The organism is Nostoc sp. (assembly GCF_036916735.1).
Classification (GTDB): Bacteria; Cyanobacteriota; Cyanobacteriia; order Cyanobacteriales; family Nostocaceae; genus Nostoc.
Genome location: NZ_JBALFV010000101.1, coordinates 1 through 21,013, shown reverse-complemented (window position 1 = coordinate 21,013; position 21,013 = coordinate 1). Strand labels below are relative to the sequence as shown.

Genomic DNA, 21,013 nt, shown 5'->3' with positions numbered 1-21,013 from the left:
TATTATAATATTTACAATTATTAAATTGAAGAATGATTTAGATTATCTATAATGTTATTGGTGATTATCTAAGTGAAAATTATTGTTTACTGTAAATATTTCAATTTCAAAAATCCACTAGATAAACCGAAAATTGAAACATTTGTGGTGAATGTACCTCAAATTCCTAAAATAGGTGAAACAATTGTAATCGAAAGAATTTCACCTAAAAGGCAGTTTATAATTATTTTTGAATACATTGTGACAGCAGTGCAATTTAACGCTTCTAAAGAATTGCCTGACTCAGCAGATGCTCAGGTAAGCGCATTTTTAAATCACTGTTGGGAAGGAACATCAAATTTCAAAGTTACAAATTTTTTAGAGCAATAAACCCTAATCACAACATTTGATTGAGGAAATAACGTAACAATTTGGCTTCTGTTGGTTATTAATAATTAATTGACATGTTAGTAGCTTACTGGGAAAATACGTAAAAAACTAACCAGATGATTGACCATAGCGATCGCATCGTGTCTCGTAGAGAAGGCAGATTTCAGGGTGTTGGAGGACTTGACCTATATTATCAAAGCTGGTATCCAAAGGGTAAAGTACGGGCAATATTAACCATTGTGCATGGACTCGGAGGGCACAGCGATCGCTACAATAATATAGTTGAGCATTTAATACCCAAACAATATGCTGTCTACGGCTTAGATTTGCGTGGTCATGGACGCTCATCAGGTCAGCGAGGCTATATCAACGCTTGGACTGAGTTTTGCGGAGATTTGGCAGCCTTTTTACAGTTAATTCAGACTCAGAATCCTGGATGCCCAATTTTTGTTTTGGGTCATAGTTTAGGTGGGGTAATTGTCTTAGATTATATTCTGCACCATCCTCAACAAGCATCAGTTTTGCAAGGTGCGATCGCTCTAGCGCCTTGCTTGGGGAAAGTTGGGGTTTCACCTATTCGGCTACTTTTAGGAAAAATGCTCTCACGGGTATGGCCGCGTTTTAGCCTGAATACAGGCATTGACCTGAGTACTGGTTCACGAGATCAGCAGGTTTTAGCCGCATCCGCTCAGGATACACTGCGACATACCCTTGCTACTGCCCGTCTGGCTACAGAATTTTTTACAGCACTTGATTGGATTAATGCTCATGCAGGTGATTGGCAATTACCATTGTTGATTCTCCACGGTGGTGCAGACCGAGTGGCTTTACCTGCGGGAAGTGACATCTTTTACCAACGGGTAAACTGCAAAGATAAGCTGAGAATCGAGTATCCAGGAGCCTATCACGAAATTCAATGTGACCTAAACTACCGCGAGGTACTGGCTGATTTAGAAGATTGGTTGGAGCGACATCTAAGCTGTTAAGCATTTAAGCAAGCACATTCAGGCCACAGGAGGGTAGTTATTGCTGAGAGCAAGGGAGAGGGTTTGCAGCTTTTTTTGACAATTAAATAAAATGCCAAACTTCTTCTGTATCTAGCTTACTTCTGCTTTATAAGGCTACGGTGTACACACAAGTTAAAAAAAGCTTGATGCAACAAAGGTGCAGTTTAATGCAATAAAAGTGTAGTTTGATGCAACAAAGGTGCAAGTCAATACAACAAAGGTGCAGGTTAATACAATAAAAATGCAGTTCGATGCAACAAAGGTGCAAGTCAATACAACAAAGGTGTAGCTTGATGCAACAAGGGTGCAGGTCAAGAGACTTGTGTGTACACCGTAGGATTTAAGTAAGTCGGTACAATAAAACCAAACTGTCTGAAGAAAAGTAAACAAGGCTTAAACTCTTTTTCCCCCTGCCCCCTGCCTTATTCCAACGATAATTCGCCAACCTACTTAGTGGTGGGAGATGTCACAAAGGAATTAGTTTCTACCCTTGAAAGAGTTTAGCCATTCTTGAACTTGCTCACGGGCAATATCGCGCCCCCCAAGACCAAAGGCTAGGGCAATAGCAACTGCGATCGCACCTAGTAAAAGTCCAAAAGCTAAATTCACAATATCACTGGCAACTCCAATCTGTTGCAGTGCCATTGCCGAGACTAAGGTAATAATGGCAATCCGCGCCACTTGTCCCAAAATCTGGGCTTGACGGTCGCCAGAACTGGTAATGATGTTAAAAGCCAGATTTGCCAAGAATAAACCAATAGCAAATATCACCAATCCTGCCAAAATCCGCCCGAATATGATTACAATCCCAGACACTAATGCTGTCAGGGCTGGAATATTCAAGATATTCACCGCCGCCACCGTTGCAAACAGCATGATACCCACTAAGGCAACAATACCTACAATTTCCGATGGTGTGCGGGTTGGAATCGGGGGGGTTGTTGATTCTGTTGAAACGAGGATTCGTCTGTTAGGTGTTGTCAGACCCAAAATAGTGAAAATGTTATTAAATCCTAAATTGGTGAGGATACTTGTAACCAAGTCCGCAATAAACCGCCCCACGAAATAGGCAACAATCAAAATTGCCACGGCTGTAAAGATGGCAGGGAGGGCGTTGAGAACCTGTTGCAGCATTGCGATCGCAGGCACAGATATTGCATCAATTCGCAAAGCATTCAGTGCTGCGATCGCCACAGGAATCAAAATCAAAACATAGATAATTGTACCGATAATATTCGATAGAGGTTGCACCCCCGCAGCCGCAGATAATCCCAAACGACTACCTAAATGGTCGATACCAGTTGTCGCCAGCAAGTTTGTTACAATCCGCCGCACCACATTAGCTATGAACCAACCAACTACAGCAATTAGCACCGCCGCTAGAATGTTCGGCAGAATTAGCAGAACTTCTGTAATGAGAGCTTGTACTGGTTGTAGAGCCTGCCTGAGTTCAAGAGTATCCAAAACTGGGGCGAGAAACAGTAAAAATATAAACCAATACAGAGCATTGCCAATCGTCTCACTCAGAGACAGCTGATTAAGGCTGGGTGTCCTGTCTTCTGGTTCTGGATTCAAACGCTCATCTAGATTAAATGCCTGTAATGAACGCACAGTGATAATCTTCACAATGGTCGCCAAAAACCAGGCAGTTACTAAAAGGATTCCCGCACCAACCAACTTTGGCAAAAAGCCAATAAGTTGATTGAGAAAATTATTCAGGGGTCGAGACGCTACCTCCAGATCCAATGCCTGTAAAACAGCTACTGCCGTCAACAGAATAATGCTCCAAAAGACTAAACTAGAGATTAATTTCTCCACTTGCGGAACATCTTGACGACCCGTTACCCCGGCAGCAATGCGGTTATCTATATTTGTGCGATTGAGGATTCCTCGCGTCAGTGCGGCTACGCCGAAGGCAATTAGCAAACCTACTAATAAAATTGCCACTGCCCCCAGCAGACGGGGTATGAACAGAATCAACTGTTGAACAATACCTTGCACATCAAAGATTCCTTGATTCACTGCTGGTTGTGTCAGTTGCAGGTTGGGCGATTGTGCCAAAAATTGCTGCACCCTCGTGGACAAAGCAACTCCTATCACCTGGGTTATTCCTTGCCAAGTTGTGTTCATGGTTGTTGGGAATTAAGCTTAAGTATTCGCCGCAAACACTGAGTAAGTGTTTTGCATATCAATTTACCAGTAAAAACATACATTTATGCCATTGATATCAAGAGTAGTTTTTGACTTTGTTACTAATATTTGATTTAATCTACTGACAGTGCTGAATTTTGCGTTACTCTAATTGCAGCAACAGCATCAGAGATATAAAATGTCTCAAGTTTTGGAACAATCGATTCAAATTAATGCCACAGCTACGGTAGTGGAGCGCTGTATTAGCGATTTAGCTCTCATGCATCGCTGGCTCAACCCTGTTCTCCGTTGCGAACCTGTGGGTGAAACTTGGAGTACTGATGTTGGTAGTGAAAGTCGTTTTATCATTCAAATTCCTCTACTGAAACCCACGTTGAATAGCGTAGTTGTAGAACGACAACCGGGTTTGGTAGTTTGGGAATTTCAGGGATTTTTTCATGGGCGCGATCGCTGGGAATGTCAACCCATAGAAAAAGGAACACTTCTACTCAACCGCTTTGAGTACGATATCCCTAACCCCTTAATTAGTTGGGGTTTCAACACCTTTGCCGCATCTTGGACAAAAGAAGATATGCAATCCCAGCTACGCCGCCTCAAACGAGTAGCAGAAGAACAAAATAATTCGTAATGGGCTACGCCTTGCTACGCTAAGTAATTCGTAATTCACGCGGTGTGCAACTTTCTCTCTAACCTAACCCCCAGCCCCTTAAGAGCTAACGTTGGGGAGCAAGACTTAAAGCCTCCCCCCGAAGCGGGGAGAGCAATGGAAATGGGGTTTTAAGAATAAGTTGCACATCGCGCTAATCTGTAATTGGACATTGGGCACTTGTACTGAGTTTACGGTGAGCGCAGTCGAACTGCGACTTGCCTTGAGCGTACCCCTACGGGGAAGCAAGCTACGCGTAGCGTCTCGTAGAGAAGTCGAAAGGAGTCGAAGTATTGGGCACAAAAGGCAGAGGTGCAAAGTAGTAGAGAGGAAAGAACTTGTACAATAACTCTCCCCTGCTCCCCCGGTTACTGAGCTTGTCCTCTTGGTAGCCGTAAAGCCTGCGGCATAGCTACGCTTAAGGCGCAGCCTTTCCAAGAGTTGGGCGCAGTCGAAGTATGCTCCCCTGCTCCCTATTCCCTACCCATCCCCACCCAATTCGATAAGTAGCCGCCGAATCACAGATGCATCCTGGGCATCAGGAACTTTTGCTAAATAATTTTGTAGGTCGTCTATGGCTTGGGGATAGTAACCGAGTTGATAGTAGATCAAACCGCGATCGCGTAACTCTAAAGTTAAACTAGGAAACAGCAACAAAATTCGTTCAACTGCTGCCAGCGTTTTTTCTAATTCTTGCTCTTTGAGGTAAATAAATTTTAAATTTGTCAGCATCCGTGCCAAAAATTGCCGATTACTGACTACAGCTAAAAATTCTGGTTGTAGCGTCACAGGTTGCTGATAAAGTTGAGACAGGCGTTCCTCACAATCTTGGGCAAATATTATTTCACCACCATTGAAGGCATCTACAAAAATCTCTATATCTGGAATATCTGGGCGGATCAGGAAATGTCCTGGCATTCCCACACCTACCATCGGAAAATCAATCCGTCTGGCAACTTCCAGATAAACCAACGCTAAGGTAATAGGAATACCTAGCCGACGGTCAATTACATCATTGAAAAAGCTGTTACGCGGATCGTAATAGTCAACTTTGTTACCAGAAAAATTTAAATCTTCGTAAAGATACTGGTTAATGCTTTGAACTATCCGCAAAGGATATCGTGAATCAGGCAGACGTTCTTGAACCTCCCATGCCATTGTATCAAGGGCGTTGAGATATTCCTCTGGGTCTAGATTGGAATATTCTTCCTGTGCAATATACAAAGCTGCCTTTGCTAGGTCAATGTGTTCGTCAGACTGTTGAATCTCCTGATAAAAATATTGTCGTGCTGACGAGAAATTCATAAGCTGCTGCTTGGTGGAAGTTTGAGGATGAAGCGAGAGCGGTCTGGCTGGACTGAAAATAGTTTTTTGTACCTCTTTTTATATTAAGGATATTCAGAAGATTTGGAAATCTAGTTTGTACATAAGTTTCATGGCATTAATCTATCCAGGGAACAAAAATAGGTTAAGGCAGCTTTTTTTATTGATTAAAATACAGTTATATGATACATACAAGCTAAATTTGTTTTGAGCAATGAAAGATGTATGGAATCAAAGTACGAATTAATGATTATTAATTACTCAGATTCCGAAATAGCGTTGAAAGGATGTGTATTAACTTCTTGAATAAATGGTATAACGCTGCTCTTTCTGTGATCGCACAAAGAGCAGATTTTTTATCTAAGCTTTCTTAACGTAGTATAAGTTTGTGCTAAATCTGTTTTAAGCAATGTAAAGATGTATGGAATCAAAGTACAAATTAGTGATTATTAAATTACTCAGATTCCGAAATAGCGTTGAGAAGGTGTGTATTAACTACTTGAATAAATGGTATAACGCTGCTGTTTGTGCGATCGCACAAACAGCAGATTTTTTATGTAAGCTTTCCTAATACCATTTCTTTGTGAGGCTGCGCCAAATTTTCTTTCTTCCTTTGTGACGGCAGTCGCTCATAGGGGAAACCCCCAAGACCGCGCTGCCTCTCCTTTGCGCCCTTTGCGGTTCGTTCCTTATATAATTTGGCGCATCTTTATACAGAATTGGTATAAGGTAATTTAGCAAGCGATCGCGTTGATGTTTCTGGAAGCGTAGATTGGGCAAAGTACAAGCTCCCTCCAAGCCTTCCTCTTTGCTCCCCTGCCAAAGGCAAGTGACACTTATAACGTTTGTATCGCTACTTAAGCGGCTTCAACCAAAGCGAACGCAACTGAAAAATGAGCTTGGTGAAAAACTAGTACAGCACGGCGGAAATAAACATACCATTTCAAATGGCGCAAGAGCTTAAAATACAATTCTTTTGACTTTTGCTCCTTCGACTACTTCGACTACGCCCAACTCTACCAAAGGCTGCCCCCTAAGCGTAGCTATGCCGAAGGGCAAAGCCGAGGTAAGTCGAAGTAGCCGAGGTAAGCGAAGCCTTGACTTTTGAATGCGTGACTTTTGCCTTGCAGTACTAGGGTGTTAACTGGATAAAGAAAAAGCATCCCTTTGTCTAGGTAAGCTTTTCAAAATGAGGGTTGCAGCTAAAACAGCAAAGCTACTTTTTAAGGAATTACTAAGGGAGTTATGTCCCCGTCCGATGCTACAGTGAAAGGTGACATTGCTTAATCTTATGTCTTGTCCGACCGTATCTGAAATATAGCTTCAATCATTAGGCGCAGCATGGTCACAACCGCAGAAAAAACAAACATTGGCTACATTACCCAAATCATTGGCCCAGTTGTAGACGTTAAATTTCCCGGCGGGAAATTGCCACAAATCTACAACGCCTTGAAAATCGTTGGCACCAACGAAGGTGGACAAGAAATCAACATCACCGTTGAAGTACAGCAACTGCTGGGCGACAACCAAGTGCGGACTGTTGCGATGAGTTCCACCGAAGGCTTGGTGCGCGGTTTTGAAGTCACCGATACAGGCGCTCCCATCAACGTACCAGTTGGTAAAGCTACTTTGGGTCGAATTTTCAACGTCCTTGGCGAACCTGTGGACAACAAAGGCCCTGTAAATGCTGAGGCAAGTTTACCCATCCACCGCTCTGCTCCCAAATTCACCGACCTGGAAACCAAACCTTCCGTGTTCGAGACTGGGATTAAAGTTGTTGACCTTCTGACTCCCTATCGACGCGGCGGTAAGATTGGTCTATTCGGCGGTGCTGGTGTTGGTAAGACCGTAATCATGATGGAGTTGATTAACAACATCGCTACCCAGCATGGTGGAGTATCCGTATTTGCTGGGGTGGGTGAACGCACCCGTGAAGGTAATGACCTCTACAACGAAATGATTGAATCTGGGGTTATCAACAAAGACAACCTCAACGAATCAAAAATTGCTTTAGTTTACGGTCAAATGAACGAGCCACCCGGAGCCAGAATGCGGGTTGGTCTATCGGGATTGACAGTAGCAGAATACTTCCGGGATGTAAACAAGCAGGATGTGCTGCTGTTTATTGACAACATTTTCCGGTTTGTACAAGCAGGTTCAGAAGTATCCGCGCTACTCGGTCGGATGCCTTCTGCGGTAGGATATCAGCCCACATTGGGAACCGACGTAGGTGAACTGCAAGAGCGGATTACCTCGACTACCGAGGGTTCGATTACATCCATTCAGGCAGTATACGTACCTGCAGATGACCTCACCGACCCCGCACCTGCTACCACCTTTGCCCACTTGGACGGAACCACAGTATTGTCTCGCGGTTTGGCAGCTAAGGGAATTTACCCCGCAGTTGACCCCCTTGGCTCAACTTCCACCATGCTTCAACCAAATATTGTTGGTGACGAACACTACAATACTGCGCGGGCGGTGCAATCAACTCTGCAACGTTATAAAGAACTCCAAGACATTATCGCCATTCTCGGTTTAGATGAATTGTCTGAAGAAGACCGTCTGATCGTAGCGCGGGCGCGGAAAGTTGAGCGTTTCTTGTCTCAGCCGTTCTTTGTAGCAGAAGTATTCACCGGTTCTCCTGGTAAGTATGTGAAGTTGGAAGATACCATTAAAGGCTTCCAAAAAATTCTGTCTGGTGAGTTGGATGCTCTGCCAGAACAGGCTTTCTACTTGGTTGGCGATATTAACGAAGCGATCGCTAAAGCTGACAAAATCAAAGGTTAGTCATTAGTCATTAGTCATTAGTCATTGGTCATTAGTCATTAGTCATTAGTTCAACTGCTAATGACTAATGGCAATTACAAAAGACAAATGACATAGACGCGCCAGCGGCTTCCCGCAGGGTAAGACAAAGGACAAAAGATAAAGGACAAAAGACAAATGACATTAACCGTTCGTGTAATTTCCCCAGATAAAACAGTCTGGGATGCTCCAGCTGAAGAAGTTGTTTTGCCTAGCACTACTGGTCAACTAGGTATCCTCACTGGACACGCACCACTTTTAACCGCCCTGGATACTGGTGTCATGCGAGTTCGCGGCGCTAAAAATCAGAATTGGGAGGCGATCGCCCTTTTGGGTGGCTTTGCCGAAGTCGAAGAAAATGAAGTGACAATTCTGGTTAACGGCGCTGAACGTGGCGACAAAATTAACCTTGATGAAGCTCGTACTGCTTACAACCAAGCAGAAACACGTCTGAATCAAATTTCTGCAGACGATCGCCAAGCCCAAATTCAGGCAAATCAAGCCTTCAAACGCGCCCGCGCTCGGTTTCAAGCTGCTGGCGGTTCAGTCTAATTTAACTTTATATTTCCACTTTGTAGGTTGGGCAATTTCTAACCTACAAAATATTTATTAAATTTTAAAAAAATTACATCAAGTTTAAGAAATCGAGGCAAGCTCTAGTGAAGTGTTAACTTAGCTAATTAGTTGCCCAGATGGGCACAGATTATGAAAAGGTTTTCATCTTTACTTGGTACTCGTAAACAAAATAAAGTAGCTCGCTTTGTAGCATCTGTAGTAGCAACCTTAGCGGTCGCTACGCCAGTGTCTTTGACGAACGCTAGAAGTATTCACTCTGCCAATGCAGTTCCTGTAAAAACTACTTCTGCATCAGTCCAGCTAAATCAGACCAAACCAAATATTTCCCAGTTACAAATTAGCAGGACTCAATATCAAGCTGCCGGAATTGATCCTTTTGTATTAATCCCCATCGTTATTGTTGGGGGTTTAGTTATATTTGTCCCCCTATTCTTTGGTGGACTTGTAGTAATTGGCGAGCGTGAAGTCGGTATTATAGTTAGGAAATTTACCCTTTCTGGGCGCGGACTCCCGGCGGGGAGTTTGATTGCCCTCAACGGCGAAGCTGGCTTGCAGGCAGATACTTTAGCTCCTGGCTGGCATTGGGGCTATTGGCCTTGGCAGTATTCTGTAAAAAAAGAGCCTGTAGTTGTCGTTCCCCAAGGGGAAATCGCTTTGATTGTGGCAGCAGATGGTCAACCCAACCCCCCAGAGCGGATTTTGGGTAAAATTGTCAGTTGTGACAACTTCCAAGATGCTCGGAAATTCCTTGCCCAAGGCGGGGAAAAAGGGCGGCAAATGGGTTTTCTTACAGCTGGTACGTACCGGATTAATACTGCCTTGTTTAAAGTGATCATGGCAGCAAATGCCAGCGCTCATGGCATGACTCCAGAACAGTTGCGGGTGTACAGTCTGGCATCTGACAAAGTTGGCATTGTCACAACCTTAGATGGTTTGCCAATTTCCGCCGGTGAACTTGCAGGCCCCATAATTGACGGACACGACAACTTCCAAAATGGTCACAAATTTATTGATGGCGGTGGACGGCGAGGTTTACAAGAACAGATATTGCTTTCGGGTTCTTGGAATTTGAATCCTTGGTTTGTCCAGGTTGAGCAAGTGCCGATGACGGAAATTCCGATTGGGTATGTGGGTGTAGTAATTTCTTTTGTGGGTAAAGCACATCAAGATGTCAGTGGTGCAGCTTTCACCCACGGTAACTTGGTGAATCAGGGACATAAGGGTGTATGGGTTGAACCGCTATATCCCGGTAAGCACCCGATTAACTCCCGGATTATGAAGATTGAACTCGTACCAACGACCAACATTGTTTTAAACTGGTCAGGTCGGACTGAACGCCACAGCTATGATGCTAAACTGGCTTCTTTAACAGTGCGATCGCGTGATGGGTTTGCCTTTGATTTGGAAGTAGCGCAAATTATCCATGTGGGTGCTTTAGATGCTCCAAAGGTAATTTCTCGCGTTGGTGCAATGCAAAATCTGGTAGACCATGTATTAGAACCAACTATTGGTAATTATTTCCGCAACTCAGCCCAAGATTATACTGTACTAGACTTTCTCACCGCTCGCAGCGAACGACAATCTGAGGCTGCTGAGTATATTAAAACAGCATTACGGGCTTATGACGTGCAAGCGATCGACACCCTGATTGGTGATATTCAGCCACCAGCGTCACTAATGCAGACACAGACAGACCGGAAAATTGCCGAAGAAGAACGCAAGACTTATGAAGTCCAGCAGATGGCGCAAACTCAACGGCAGCAGCTTGTCCGGGAAACGGCACTCGCTGATATTCAGCAAGAAATGGTAAAATCAGAGCAGAGTGTACATATTGCTGACCTCAAAGCTCAAGCTCAAATTAAGCAGGCCACAGGTGAAGCTGAGGGTACAAAACTCCGGGCAATTGCTGAGGCTGAAGGTATTCGTGCCACAGGTAACGCCAAAGCTGAAACCTATCGGACAGGTGTGGAAGCTTTGGGGCCACAAGGTTATACAGCAATGCAACTGATGCAGATTATTGGCGATCGCAATGTCCGCTTGATTCCAGATATCTTAGTTGGCAGTAATGGTAACAATAATGGCTTAGTAGATGGGCTACTATCCTTGATTTTATGGAATCAAACTGGTAAGGGTGAATTGACACCAACACCTTTGCATCCACAACCAGTAGTTAACAAAGCACAACCAACCACAGAAAATGGTCTTCCACCGATAGTTGTGAATTTTCCTGTAGATAAGTAACATCAGGAACATCACTTAGGGGCATAACATTGTTGTGCCCTGACAAAAAACAAATGATAGTATCTTCTTGTGGGCAAAATGCCCACCTTGTAGGTAGAGAAATTTTGCTTTTACAAGAACGTTATCGTTTAATCAAGCAGATTGGTAAAGGGGGATTCTGTAAAACCTTCCTCGCTGTCGATGAGGGTGAGTTTCCTCCACTTCCTTGTGTCGTTCAAGAATTATCGCAAGAATACGAGACTTCTATTACTTTTCAGCAGAAGGCACAACTGCTAGAAAAATTAGGAAAGCATCTACAAATTCCCGCATTATTGACTTATTTTCAGCAGTACGAGCATTTTTATTTAGTGCAGGAGTTTATTGCAGGCACTAATTTAGCTCAGGTGGTTGAGGAAGAAGGTGCTTTTAATGAAACTCAGATTTGGCAACTTTTAGAAGATGTGTTGCCAGTTTTTCAGTTTATGAGCGATCGCCACATCATCCACCGCGATATTAAACCCCACAATATCATCCGTAGATCCCCAATTGGCAAGAAGGAAGATTTCGTTATAGTCGATTTTACCATTGCGAAAATTGTCACAGAAATCGATTGGCTAACATTTGAAACCAGTATCGGCAGTCCAGAATATGCAGCACCAGAACAAACGAAGGGAAAAGCCGTTTTTGCGAGTGATTTATATAGCTTGGGTGTAACTTGTATTTACTTACTTACTCAGATTCCTCCCTTTGATTTATTCGATATTGCTAACGATTGTTGGGTTTGGCAACAATATCTTACTACTAAGGTAGGCGATGTCTGGCGACAAGACTCAAAGAGTCTACGCTTAGTACAAATCCTCGACAAGCTGCTGCAAAATGCTGTTAACCGTCGCTTTCAATTGGCTGATGAAGTTATGCAAGCAATGGGTATGGAATGTAAAACTCAAAATTTTAAATTACCAAGTCCTCCTTGGCGATGCTTGCATACTTTAACTGAGCATTCTGGGACATTAAGTAGTGTGAATGCTCTTGCCATTAGTCCTGACGGTTATACTTTAGCAAGTGCTAGCGATCACAAAAACATCAAATTGTGGGATTTAAATACCAAAAAAGTCCTAGCTAGCTTATCAGGCCATTCCCAAGCTGTAAAATCAGTTACCTTCAGTCCAAATGGTCAAATTCTGGCAACTGCTAGCAATGATAAAACTATCAAATTGTGGCAGGTTGAAACATTAGAGCAAATCTGCACCCTCTTGGGACACGCACACGCTGTCAAATCAGTTGCTTTCAGTCCAGATGGGCAGATTCTCGCTAGTGGTAGCTGGGATAAGACAATCAAACTCTGGGATGTCAATACTGGCAAAGAAATTTGTACTATAGCTGGACACCAATTAAAAGTAAATTCAGTGGCATTTACTCCCCAAGGACAGATTTTAGCCAGCGCTAGTTATGACAGAACAATTCGTTTGTGGCAGATACCTGCATTAGGAAGAGGCAGGGGAGCAGGGAGTAGGGAGCAGGGGGATATAAATAGTGCTGAGTTAAAAAACCATTCAAAAGGAGTGGAGGACATTCCCCCTGCCCCGTTGCCTCTTGTTCAAAACCGCCCATATAGCTTGTTAGGCACCCTTTCGGGTCATACATGGGCGGTTTTGACAGTCGCTTTTAGTCCTGATGGTCAAATTTTAGCGACGGGTAGTGATGATAACACTATTAAATTGTGGGAAGTAAACACTGGTCAGCTAATTTGCACACTTGTAGGCCATTCTTGGTCTGTGGTGGCTGTGGCTTTTACTGCCGATGGCGAAACCCTCCTAAGTGCAAGTTGCGACAAAACAGTTAAACTTTGGAGGGTAAGCACAGCAGAAGAGATTGTTACTCTCTCTGGTCATGTAGACTCAGTATCTGCTGTTGCTGTAAGCAAAGTTACACAATTAATTGCAAGTGGTAGCCGGGACAAGACGATCAAACTGTGGCAGCTTGTAGAACAAGACAATAGCTAATGTAATATCAAGCGCTACCTGTGAAGGCAACTTCTGGAAATTTCAACTGAGCTTCTGCCATTGGACGGTTTCTGCCTTCCTCTTGCCAGTAGTTAATCACTTCTGTCGCTTTATTAAGCAACTCGACACGATCCACGTCAGTAATCCAATGTTTGGACTCTAATTCCTTTTTTAACTCTTCCCAGGCATCATTTCTGGGCCAAAAAAAGTACTTAGTCAAGGGACTTGTGCCTTTGCCGACAATTTGATCGACTGCTAGAGCAACGTTTTCGTCTAACCACAGAATTTTCAAAATAAACTTGGTCAATCACACCTCCGGGAATTTCCGGGCATTACTTAACTAGGATAGCGATCGCTTATTTTAACGCAATACCCTATCAAATGACCAAACAGTGATTGGATTGGGCTACCATAAAGTCTAGTCGGCGTTAACGAAAAATGCTTCTTACCGAAACAGACTTATGATATAAGAGCAAGTAAATTTGTTTATGGGAATTAAAAATTATTGAATTTTGAATTTTGAATTCGGAGGGAAGCGACGTGACTGCCCAACTGCCCCAATCTCAAACAACATCTGGTTCAGATTTGTATGAGCAAGACTTCTACCTATGGATTCAAACCACAGCAGAACTGCTCAAACAAGGTAGGCTCACAGACCTGGACTTAAAGAATTTGATTGATGAAATTGAAACAATGGGCAGGAGTGAAAAAAAAGCACTGAGAAGCAATTTGGAAGTGGTGCTAATCCATCTATTGAAGTATAAATATCAAGCCGAGAAGCGCTCTGGTAGTTGGCGAGCAACAATTCGGGAACACCGCAAACGCCTCAGACAAGCTCTGGAAGAAAGTCCTAGCCTTAAACCCTATTTTGGTGAGGTTTTCGGGCAGTGTTATGACGATGCTAGACTCTTGGCTGCTGATGAAACTGAATTGGATGTGGCTATCTTCCCCGAACAATCTCCCTTCACCCCAGAACAAGCCCTCAACCCCGATTTTTTACCTGAGTCATGATCTCACGTTTTATGATCATGTAAAACTCTTTTACTTCCTACCCCATGACTCCACAAACTTCTAGAAAAGTGATCGTTGTTTTCGATATTGATGGCGTTGTGCGCGATGTTAGCGGTTCCTATCGCCGAGCGATCGCAGATACCGTAGAACATTTTACTACCCAAGCATATCGGCCAACCCCACTAGATATTGACCAACTAAAATCTGAAGGCGTGTGGAATAACGATTGGGAAGCATCGCAAGAATTAATTTACCGCTACTTTGAAACCAAAGGACAGAGCCGTGAGCAACTGCAACTAGATTACAGTGCGATCATTGCTTTTTTTCAATCCCGCTACCGCGGTCCAGACCCAAATAATTTTACTGGGTATATCTGTAATGAACCCTTATTATTACAACCTAGCTATTTAGAACAACTTACCCAAGCTGGAATTGCTTGGGGATTTTTTAGCGGTGCGACTCGTGCTTCTGCTAATTATGTATTGGAAAAACGGCTTGGTTTGGAATCTCCAGTGTTGATTGCAATGGAAGATGCGCCAGGTAAACCAGACCCCACTGGACTTTTCGCCACAGTTCGTGAGTTAGAAAATGGAATTGAGCAAAAATTAGCGATCGTGTATGTGGGAGATACGGTAGCAGATATGTATACTATAGAGAAAGCACGAAGTCTAGATTCTTCTCGCACTTGGCTTAGTGTAGGGGTTTTACCGCCCCATGTGCAGGAAACAGCAGCGCGTAGTGATGCATACAGTAAGACACTAATAGCAGCAGGGGCAGCAGTAGTTTTGCGTAATATGCAAGAATTGACTCCAAGGCAGATTCAAGAATTGGTAAGTTCATTTGCTTGATCTGTGTCTAAGATAAATCAAGCTATGCGTGGATGAATGACTAGCTGATAACAATCTTGCTCCAATAGATTGGGAGATAAATAAAAATGTCTGCACTTAAACTGCCTAATGGCCCTCAAACTCACCCTTGGGTACAGACGTATCAATGGCTGACTAACCCATTGGAATATATGGAAGACTGTGCTAAAAGCTATGGTGATATCTTCACTCTCCGAATTGGCCCAGTTTTTACGCCTCAAGTATTCATTAGCAATCCTCAAGCGATTCAGCAGATTTTTACCACAGATCCCAAACAGTTAGATTCTGGTGCAGCAGCAGGTTCAGGAACGCCTTTATTAGGACCAAATTCTCTACTATCCTTAGAAGGAAAACCTCACCAGCGCCAGCGTAAACTGCTGACACCTCCTCTACATGGGGAAAGAATGCAGGCTTATGGTGATTTAATTTGTGAAATCACCAAGCAAGTAACTAGCGAGTGGCCAATTGGGGAAACCTTCACAGTCTTGTCATCCATGCAAGAAATCTCCTTTCAGGTGATTTTGAAGGCTGTATTTGGTCTAAAGGAAGGACTTCGTTATGAAAAACTCAAAGAAATCCTGATTGCTATCCTGAATCCAAAAAGACCTATTATGCGAGCAATACTGCTCATGTTCCCATTATTACGACAGGATTTAGGGCCTCGTAGTCCTTGGGGAAGTTATCTACGTTTGCGGCAGGAAATGGATCATCTCATCTATGCTGAAATTCAAGAAAGGCGATCGCTTGCTGACCAGTTTGGAAATGATATTCTGTCTTTGATGATGGCGGCTCGTGATGAAGCAGGGGAGCCGATGACAGACTTGGAATTACGTGATGAATTGATGACTTTGTTGATTGCAGGTCATGAAACTACGGCTAGTTCTTTGGCATGGGCGCTGTACTGGATTCATCATCAGCCTGAAGTCCGTGAAAAACTAGTGCAAGAACTGGATAGCCTCGGTGACAACAAAGACCCAAACACCATTTTCCGATTACCTTATTTGAATGCAGTTTGTTCGGAAACAATGCGCCTGTATCCGGTGGCAATGTTGGGATTAAATCGATTGGTTAAATCCTCTTTGGAAATTGCAGGCTACAAATTTGACCCTGGTATTATATTGGTTCCTTGTATTTATTTGAGCCATCATCGAGAAGATTTATACCCTAATTCAAAGCAGTTTCAGCCAGATCGTTTTCTAGAACGCCAATTTACTCCAGCTGAATATTTGCCTTTTGGTGGTGGGAATCGTCGCTGTATTGGCATGGCATTTGCCCTGTTTGAAATGAAACTGGTATTGGCAACTGTACTATCTAATTGGCAAATGAAACTAGCTGATACAAAGCCAGTACTGCCAGTTCGGAAAAGCTTCCTGTTAGCACCAGGCGGTGGTGTACCAATGGTGGTAACTGGAAAGCGCCAGCAAAATCAGCGAGTTCTTGAGACTAACTTAGTGTAGAAAGTCTCAGAATCAGTGGGAGCGATTGCTTCGCTTCCCCTTTGATTTACTTGCTAATTACTGGATTTTCAAGAACTTATCCAAAGCTGTAACTAGGCTGGGAGGCCAACGACGGATATTTTTTACCCAGTCGATATCTTTATAGCGGCTATCAAGTCCATAAGCTGCTACCCAGTTGCTTTCGGCTTCGCCTTGTTCTCCATTTACCCAATATGCAGCTGTGAGGGCTGCACGCACATCAGCAAATTTGGAGTATTTACGGGCGATATTTCGCATTTCACGGATTGCTTGCTCTTTTTGACCTGTTTCATAAAGAGCAAGGGCATAGTTAGCACGGGCAAAGGCAAAATTTGGGGCTATCTGATTAGATTTTTTGTAGTCTGCGATCGCATCTTCCCATCTTCCTAAACCTGTTTTGGCATTTCCCCGATTGTTATACGCCATCGCATCGTTAGGATCGAGTTTTAAGACATGATTATAATCTGCGATCGCCAAATCCCATTTTCCCATCCCTTCCAACGCCGCCCCCCGATTCAAATAAGGATCGGTAACATTCGGCGCTAGTTCTATAGCTTTGTTATAATCTGCCAGCGCCTCTTGTAACTTATTCTGACTCACCCGCGAATTTCCCCGGTTACTCCACGCCCCCGCATTTGTTGGAAATTGTTCAATAATCTTTGTCCAGTAAGTTTCAGCCGTCGCAAAATCACCTTGGTTCGTTGCTGCAAAGGCTTGATTTGCCCACTCATCACCCTGTTTTAACTGTTGTTGAGTAATGGGCGGTTGAGATTGTGCCATGACTGGAGTACCCCAGCCAAACACAAGTAACAGACTGAAAAAAATACCAATCAACTTAATCATCTAGGTTTACCTGTGTCTATCTTGAACATTGGGCATGGGGCACTTGTACTCTCGCACTTGTGCTGACTTGTGCCGAGCGAAGCCGAGGTAGCGACTTGTACTGAGCTTAGTCGAAGTAAGCCGAGGTAAGTCAAAGTATTGGGTATGGGGCACAGGAGTGGAGTTCAAAGACTCATTAACGGAGTTCAAAGATTCATTCACAAGTATTAAAGACTCGTCAACGAGTATCAAAGACTGATTCATGAGTATCAAAGACTCATTCACGAGTATTAAAGACTCATTAACGGAGTTCAAAGACTCATTCACTAGTATTAAAGACTCATCCCCTATTCCCAATACCCACTTGCCCTGAGCGACTTGTACTGAGCTTGTCCTGAGCGTAGTCGAAGCGCGTGGTCGAAGTAAGCCGAAGGGATGCCTAATGCCCATAACTACAATAATGACAACTGTTCATTAGGCGGCGTGAATCCCAAATGCTTATATGCTGCCTTAGTCGCCATCCTTCCACGATGAGTCCGAGTTAAATACCCAATTTGCATGAGATAAGGTTCGTACACCTCTTCAATTGTTTGGGTATCTTCACCCGTCGCGGCTGCCATTGTTTCTAACCCCACTGGCCCGCCGTTAAATTGTTCAATTATTACACTCAGCATCTGACGGTCTGTCCAATCTAAACCGCAGGGATCTACTTGGAATAGTTGCAATGCTTCAGATGCAATGCTTTCATTAATCTCTCCAGATATCTTTACCTCCGCATAATCACGAACCCTTTTCAGTAGCCTATTAGCAATACGTGGCGTTCCGCGTGAACGACGAGCAATTTCTGTTGCACCATCTTCTGTAACGGGGGTTTTGAGTAATTGAGCGGTTCGCAGTACAATTTTAGTCAATTCGTCAACTTCGTAAAATCGCAGTTTTTGAATCAAACCGAAGCGATCGCGCAGTGGTGAAGTTAAAGCACCCACACGGGTTGTAGCACCCACTAGGGTAAACTTTGATAGCGGCAAACTTCTGATTCGAGCGCTGGAACCCTTACCGATAGTAATATCTAAGCGATAATCTTCCATTGCGGGATAGAGAATTTCCTCCGTCATCCGCGAGAGGCGATGAATTTCATCCACAAATAAGATATCCCCTGGTTTCATGTTCACCAGTAGCCCGACAATATCCCGTGGACGTTCTAGGGCTGGCGCACTGGTAATTTTGTAATTTACCCCCATTTCCGATGCTAAAATCATTGCCATTGTGGTTTTGCCCAATCCCGGCGGCCCATATAGCAGCAAGTGATCCAGCACTTCACTACGAGACTTGGCTGCTTTGATGGCAATATCTAGTACATCCTTTAAATCTTTTTGCCCAATGTAATCAGCAAATCGGTGCGGTCGAATACCTTCTTCCTGCTGTTCTTGCTCATCAATAGCAGCTTCAGGCTTCAAAATATTTTCTGTCAATGGTGCTTTCGCCGACTCTCGATACTGCTTTGATTCTCCGTTGGGTTCTGGAGGCTGTTTTTTCGAGGAGATTATCGCCATAATTCAGCTATCTACTTTTAAGGGACTAGGGAGTGGGGAGCAGGGGTAGGGGAAGCAGGGGGAGCAGAGGAGACAAGGGGACAAGGAGGACAAAGGGGAATTATTGAACAAGTCTCTCCCTTGTCTTTCCCCTCTTCTTGGTCTACCTTGTCTCTTCTCCATGCCCCATGTCCGTGAAAATTTTCGTTTGAGAATACCCGCACCAATTTAAAATTTAAATTCCGGTCAATTACCAAAAGTACAAAAATTATTATGTTATCTAAAAGAATCTTACCGTGCTTAGATGTGAAGGCGGGACGGGTTGTAAAAGGAGTTAACTTTGTAAATCTTCAAGATGCAGGCGATCCGGTAGAACTGGCCAAGGTTTACAATGAAGCCGGTGCTGATGAGTTAGTGTTTCTGGATATTACAGCTACTCATGAAGACCGAGCTACTATTTTAGATGTGGTCTACCGGACTGCTGAACAGGTCTTTATTCCATTGACTGTGGGTGGTGGCATTCAATCCTTAGAAAATGTTAAAGCTTTGTTACGAGCAGGCGCAGATAAGGTTAGTATTAATTCTGCGGCAGTGCGCGATCCAGACTTGATTAATCGGGCAAGCGATCGCTTTGGTAATCAGTGCATAGTTGTTGCAATTGATGCCAGACGCAGAAATAACCTGGAGAACCCAGGTTGGGATGTGTATGTGCGGGGTGGCAGAGAAAATACAGGCTTAGATGCTCTACTGTGGGCACAAGATGTTGAAAAACGGGGGGCCGGAGAACTGCTAGTTACTAGTATGGATGCTGATGGAACCCAAGCTGGGTATGACATTGAGATTACACGGGCGATCGCCGATGCTGTAGAAATTCCTGTCATTGCTTCTGGTGGTGCAGGTAATTGTCAACATATTTACACTGCCCTAACTGAAGGCAAAGCTGAAGCCGCATTACTCGCGTCACTGTTACATTACGGACATTTAAGCGTAGCTGAAATTAAAAATTACTTGCGCGATCGCAACGTGCCAGTCAGAACGTTCTCTTGATTCCTTATTTCCTGTTTAATGACATCTATCTAAGGTTAGACACACTTATCTGAAAGGGTGTTAATATTATTTTACAAGTATTAACAAATATTAAAAAATATGTTGCTTCCTATTTTACTTTTTGATGTCGCTTTGGTGGCTTGGTCACTGCACTTGATGGAAAGAGCCTATGAGAGCAAAGAATTTTCTCTCATGTTAGCTGGTACATTGGTTGCTTTAGCTGCTGCTGCCATGTTAGTAGTTTACTTTTTGATGGGGCACTGTATGACTTATTTGTTGCAAGTGTCGTTGTGAGTGCCCAGTGGTAGAGGAGATATTAAAAATTTATTCTCCACAAAAAGCTTGACAAAGTAGTAATAATCAAGCGAATATATATAATGGATTTTAAGGGGTTATAGCGCAGTTGGTAGCGCACCTCAATGGCATTGAGGGGGTCAGCGGTTCGAATCCGCTTAACTCCATTCTTAAATCTCTAAACCTTTTCATTAACGGAGAGCATTAGGAAAATTTTTCAAAAGGTTTTATTTGCTGTTTACCTAGCCAGTATCGAAAGCTGGAATGATAGAGACTGTAATAAGCTTCTAAGGCAACTGGTTTTAGCTGTAAGAACTCTAGCCAATTTTTTAGCACTTCTTCAACTTCGTACTCATCAGTATTAATGATTTATGCCATAGTTTCCACTGATATTGCTTTTTGCTGCTGGATTAAGACATTTAACACATCTATGCTTTACTCCCTGCCTTGCTCGGGTGGAAACATTTTGTGTAAATGCTGCTGATAATATGCTTCTAAACCAGGCGGGAGTTGATTGTACCAGAAAGATTCCGGGTAGAAATTTTCTGCGTTAGCGTACCCCTACGGGGAAGCAAGCTACGCAAAGCGTCTCGTAGAGAAGGTATCGCACTTATTACCTGATTGAGATACATAAAATTATTTTTGCTCAAAGTGGTGAGGCGATGCCTAACGGCAAGCTGCTTTGCATCTACGCAGAATTCTTGTTCACTAATCTGGTGATTACTCAACCAAGATTTAAAATTCCCCCTTAACCAAGGAGAAATATTGCCCCCCTTGGAAAGCAGGGCTAATTTATTGTGATGAGAGAAAAATTAGGGTAGCCAGAAATTAGATACACTAAATCTTTATAGCGGCTGATTTGA

19 protein-coding genes and 1 tRNA gene are annotated in these 21,013 nt (G+C 43.4%); 13 read left to right on the top strand and 7 right to left on the bottom strand.

Annotation, left to right across the window (positions count from 1 at the left end; all coding sequences use genetic code 11):
* Nucleotides 1–72 precede the first annotated feature (72 nt).
* Complete coding sequence (locus tag V7L20_RS23615) at nt 73–369, top strand: hypothetical protein (protein WP_334746420.1); 297 nt, start codon at nt 73–75, stop codon at nt 367–369.
* A 116-nt stretch (nt 370–485) separates the two neighbouring features.
* The gene (locus V7L20_RS23610; protein ID WP_334746419.1) at nt 486–1,355 is read left to right on the top strand and encodes an alpha/beta hydrolase; all 870 of its coding nucleotides are present in this window, start codon (nt 486–488) and stop codon (nt 1,353–1,355) included.
* A gap of 498 nt (nt 1,356–1,853) precedes the next feature.
* Here the strand turns inward: V7L20_RS23610 and V7L20_RS23605 are convergent, their stop codons facing one another.
* Complete coding sequence (locus V7L20_RS23605; protein WP_334746418.1) at nt 1,854–3,506, bottom strand: mechanosensitive ion channel; 1,653 nt, start codon at nt 3,504–3,506, stop codon at nt 1,854–1,856.
* A gap of 199 nt (nt 3,507–3,705) precedes the next feature.
* On the opposite strand from V7L20_RS23605, the gene V7L20_RS23600 reads away from it, so the two are divergent.
* Nucleotides 3,706–4,155 carry an SRPBCC family protein gene (locus tag V7L20_RS23600; protein WP_334746417.1) on the top strand — a complete coding sequence of 150 codons (450 nt, stop codon included), beginning with the start codon at nt 3,706–3,708 and terminating at the stop codon, nt 4,153–4,155.
* 498 nt (nt 4,156–4,653) lie between these two features.
* Here V7L20_RS23600 and V7L20_RS23595 read toward each other — a convergent pair whose 3' ends face one another.
* Entirely contained in the window at nt 4,654–5,478 is an 825-nt protein-coding gene (locus V7L20_RS23595; RefSeq protein ID WP_334746416.1) for a SirB1 family protein, read from the bottom strand.
* 1,359 nt (nt 5,479–6,837) lie between these two features.
* Here V7L20_RS23595 and atpD point away from each other — a divergent pair.
* From atpD to V7L20_RS23575, 4 genes are all read left to right on the top strand, one after another.
* Entirely contained in the window at nt 6,838–8,286 is a 1,449-nt protein-coding gene (gene atpD, locus V7L20_RS23590; RefSeq protein WP_229458291.1) for a F0F1 ATP synthase subunit beta, read from the top strand.
* Between the two features lie 156 nt (nt 8,287–8,442).
* Nucleotides 8,443–8,856 (top strand): ATP synthase F1 subunit epsilon, encoded by a 414-nt coding sequence (atpC, locus tag V7L20_RS23585; RefSeq protein ID WP_334746415.1) that lies wholly within the window; start codon nt 8,443–8,445, stop codon nt 8,854–8,856.
* A 153-nt stretch (nt 8,857–9,009) separates the two neighbouring features.
* Entirely contained in the window at nt 9,010–11,121 is a 2,112-nt protein-coding gene (locus V7L20_RS23580; RefSeq protein WP_334746414.1) for an SPFH domain-containing protein, read from the top strand.
* 53 nt (nt 11,122–11,174) lie between these two features.
* Nucleotides 11,175–13,103 carry a serine/threonine-protein kinase gene (locus V7L20_RS23575; protein ID WP_334746413.1) on the top strand — a complete coding sequence of 643 codons (1,929 nt, stop codon included), beginning with the start codon at nt 11,175–11,177 and terminating at the stop codon, nt 13,101–13,103.
* Between the two features lie 7 nt (nt 13,104–13,110).
* On the opposite strand, the gene V7L20_RS23570 is transcribed toward V7L20_RS23575, so the two are convergent.
* Complete coding sequence (locus tag V7L20_RS23570; RefSeq protein WP_069071048.1) at nt 13,111–13,410, bottom strand: 30S ribosomal protein PSRP-3; 300 nt, start codon at nt 13,408–13,410, stop codon at nt 13,111–13,113.
* Nucleotides 13,411–13,643: 233 nt separating this feature from the next.
* Between V7L20_RS23570 and V7L20_RS23565 the strand changes: the two genes are divergently transcribed.
* From V7L20_RS23565 to V7L20_RS23555, 3 genes are all read left to right on the top strand, one after another.
* The gene (locus V7L20_RS23565) at nt 13,644–14,114 is read left to right on the top strand and encodes a DUF29 domain-containing protein (RefSeq protein ID WP_334746412.1); all 471 of its coding nucleotides are present in this window, start codon (nt 13,644–13,646) and stop codon (nt 14,112–14,114) included.
* Between the two features lie 44 nt (nt 14,115–14,158).
* Nucleotides 14,159–14,962 carry a TIGR01548 family HAD-type hydrolase gene (locus V7L20_RS23560; protein WP_334746411.1) on the top strand — a complete coding sequence of 268 codons (804 nt, stop codon included), beginning with the start codon at nt 14,159–14,161 and terminating at the stop codon, nt 14,960–14,962.
* An 86-nt stretch (nt 14,963–15,048) separates the two neighbouring features.
* Entirely contained in the window at nt 15,049–16,437 is a 1,389-nt protein-coding gene (locus V7L20_RS23555) for a cytochrome P450 (RefSeq protein WP_334746410.1), read from the top strand.
* A 57-nt stretch (nt 16,438–16,494) separates the two neighbouring features.
* Here V7L20_RS23555 and V7L20_RS23550 read toward each other — a convergent pair whose 3' ends face one another.
* Genes V7L20_RS23550 through ruvB form a run of 3 tightly spaced genes read right to left on the bottom strand, consistent with a single transcriptional unit; the run spans nt 16,495 to nt 18,830 of the window.
* Nucleotides 16,495–17,298, bottom strand: a complete 804-nt coding sequence (locus V7L20_RS23550; protein ID WP_334746409.1) for a tetratricopeptide repeat protein — start codon at nt 17,296–17,298, stop codon at nt 16,495–16,497.
* A 6-nt stretch (nt 17,299–17,304) separates the two neighbouring features.
* Nucleotides 17,305–17,727, bottom strand: a complete 423-nt coding sequence (locus V7L20_RS23545) for a hypothetical protein (protein ID WP_334746408.1) — start codon at nt 17,725–17,727, stop codon at nt 17,305–17,307.
* 2 nt (nt 17,728–17,729) lie between these two features.
* The gene (ruvB, locus tag V7L20_RS23540; RefSeq protein ID WP_334746407.1) at nt 17,730–18,830 is read right to left on the bottom strand and encodes a Holliday junction branch migration DNA helicase RuvB; all 1,101 of its coding nucleotides are present in this window, start codon (nt 18,828–18,830) and stop codon (nt 17,730–17,732) included.
* Between the two features lie 252 nt (nt 18,831–19,082).
* On the opposite strand from ruvB, the gene hisF reads away from it, so the two are divergent.
* The 3 genes from hisF (at nt 19,083) to V7L20_RS23525 (ending at nt 20,317) form a co-directional block, all read left to right on the top strand.
* Nucleotides 19,083–19,856 (top strand): imidazole glycerol phosphate synthase subunit HisF, encoded by a 774-nt coding sequence (hisF, locus tag V7L20_RS23535; RefSeq protein WP_334746406.1) that lies wholly within the window; start codon nt 19,083–19,085, stop codon nt 19,854–19,856.
* 99 nt (nt 19,857–19,955) lie between these two features.
* Nucleotides 19,956–20,150 (top strand): hypothetical protein, encoded by a 195-nt coding sequence (locus V7L20_RS23530; RefSeq protein WP_100901219.1) that lies wholly within the window; start codon nt 19,956–19,958, stop codon nt 20,148–20,150.
* 94 nt (nt 20,151–20,244) lie between these two features.
* A tRNA-Ala gene (locus V7L20_RS23525) sits at nt 20,245–20,317 on the top strand.
* A 327-nt stretch (nt 20,318–20,644) separates the two neighbouring features.
* Here V7L20_RS23525 and V7L20_RS23520 read toward each other — a convergent pair.
* Nucleotides 20,645–20,878: a hypothetical protein gene (locus V7L20_RS23520; protein WP_334746405.1), complete on the bottom strand. Its 234-nt coding sequence runs from the start codon at nt 20,876–20,878 to the stop codon at nt 20,645–20,647.
* Nucleotides 20,879–21,013: the final 135 nt, after the last annotated feature.

Bases quoted from the DNA above. Each gene is read 5' to 3' on its own strand.
- V7L20_RS23530 (WP_100901219.1), top strand. From the start codon at position 19,956: ATGTTGCTTCCTATTTTACTTTTTGATGTCGCTTTGGTGGCTTGGTCA.
- atpC (WP_334746415.1), top strand. From the start codon at position 8,443: ATGACATTAACCGTTCGTGTAATTTCCCCAGATAAAACAGTCTGGGAT.
- V7L20_RS23610 (WP_334746419.1), top strand. From the start codon at position 486: ATGATTGACCATAGCGATCGCATCGTGTCTCGTAGAGAAGGCAGATTT.
- V7L20_RS23560 (WP_334746411.1), top strand. From the start codon at position 14,159: ATGACTCCACAAACTTCTAGAAAAGTGATCGTTGTTTTCGATATTGAT.
- V7L20_RS23545 (WP_334746408.1), bottom strand. From the start codon at position 17,727: ATGGGCATTAGGCATCCCTTCGGCTTACTTCGACCACGCGCTTCGACT.
- V7L20_RS23580 (WP_334746414.1), top strand. From the start codon at position 9,010: ATGAAAAGGTTTTCATCTTTACTTGGTACTCGTAAACAAAATAAAGTA.
- atpD (WP_229458291.1), top strand. From the start codon at position 6,838: ATGGTCACAACCGCAGAAAAAACAAACATTGGCTACATTACCCAAATC.
- hisF (WP_334746406.1), top strand. From the start codon at position 19,083: ATGTTATCTAAAAGAATCTTACCGTGCTTAGATGTGAAGGCGGGACGG.
- V7L20_RS23605 (WP_334746418.1), bottom strand. From the start codon at position 3,506: ATGAACACAACTTGGCAAGGAATAACCCAGGTGATAGGAGTTGCTTTG.
- V7L20_RS23555 (WP_334746410.1), top strand. From the start codon at position 15,049: ATGTCTGCACTTAAACTGCCTAATGGCCCTCAAACTCACCCTTGGGTA.
- V7L20_RS23550 (WP_334746409.1), bottom strand. From the start codon at position 17,298: ATGATTAAGTTGATTGGTATTTTTTTCAGTCTGTTACTTGTGTTTGGC.
- ruvB (WP_334746407.1), bottom strand. From the start codon at position 18,830: ATGGCGATAATCTCCTCGAAAAAACAGCCTCCAGAACCCAACGGAGAA.
- V7L20_RS23600 (WP_334746417.1), top strand. From the start codon at position 3,706: ATGTCTCAAGTTTTGGAACAATCGATTCAAATTAATGCCACAGCTACG.
- V7L20_RS23595 (WP_334746416.1), bottom strand. From the start codon at position 5,478: ATGAATTTCTCGTCAGCACGACAATATTTTTATCAGGAGATTCAACAG.
- V7L20_RS23575 (WP_334746413.1), top strand. From the start codon at position 11,175: ATGATAGTATCTTCTTGTGGGCAAAATGCCCACCTTGTAGGTAGAGAA.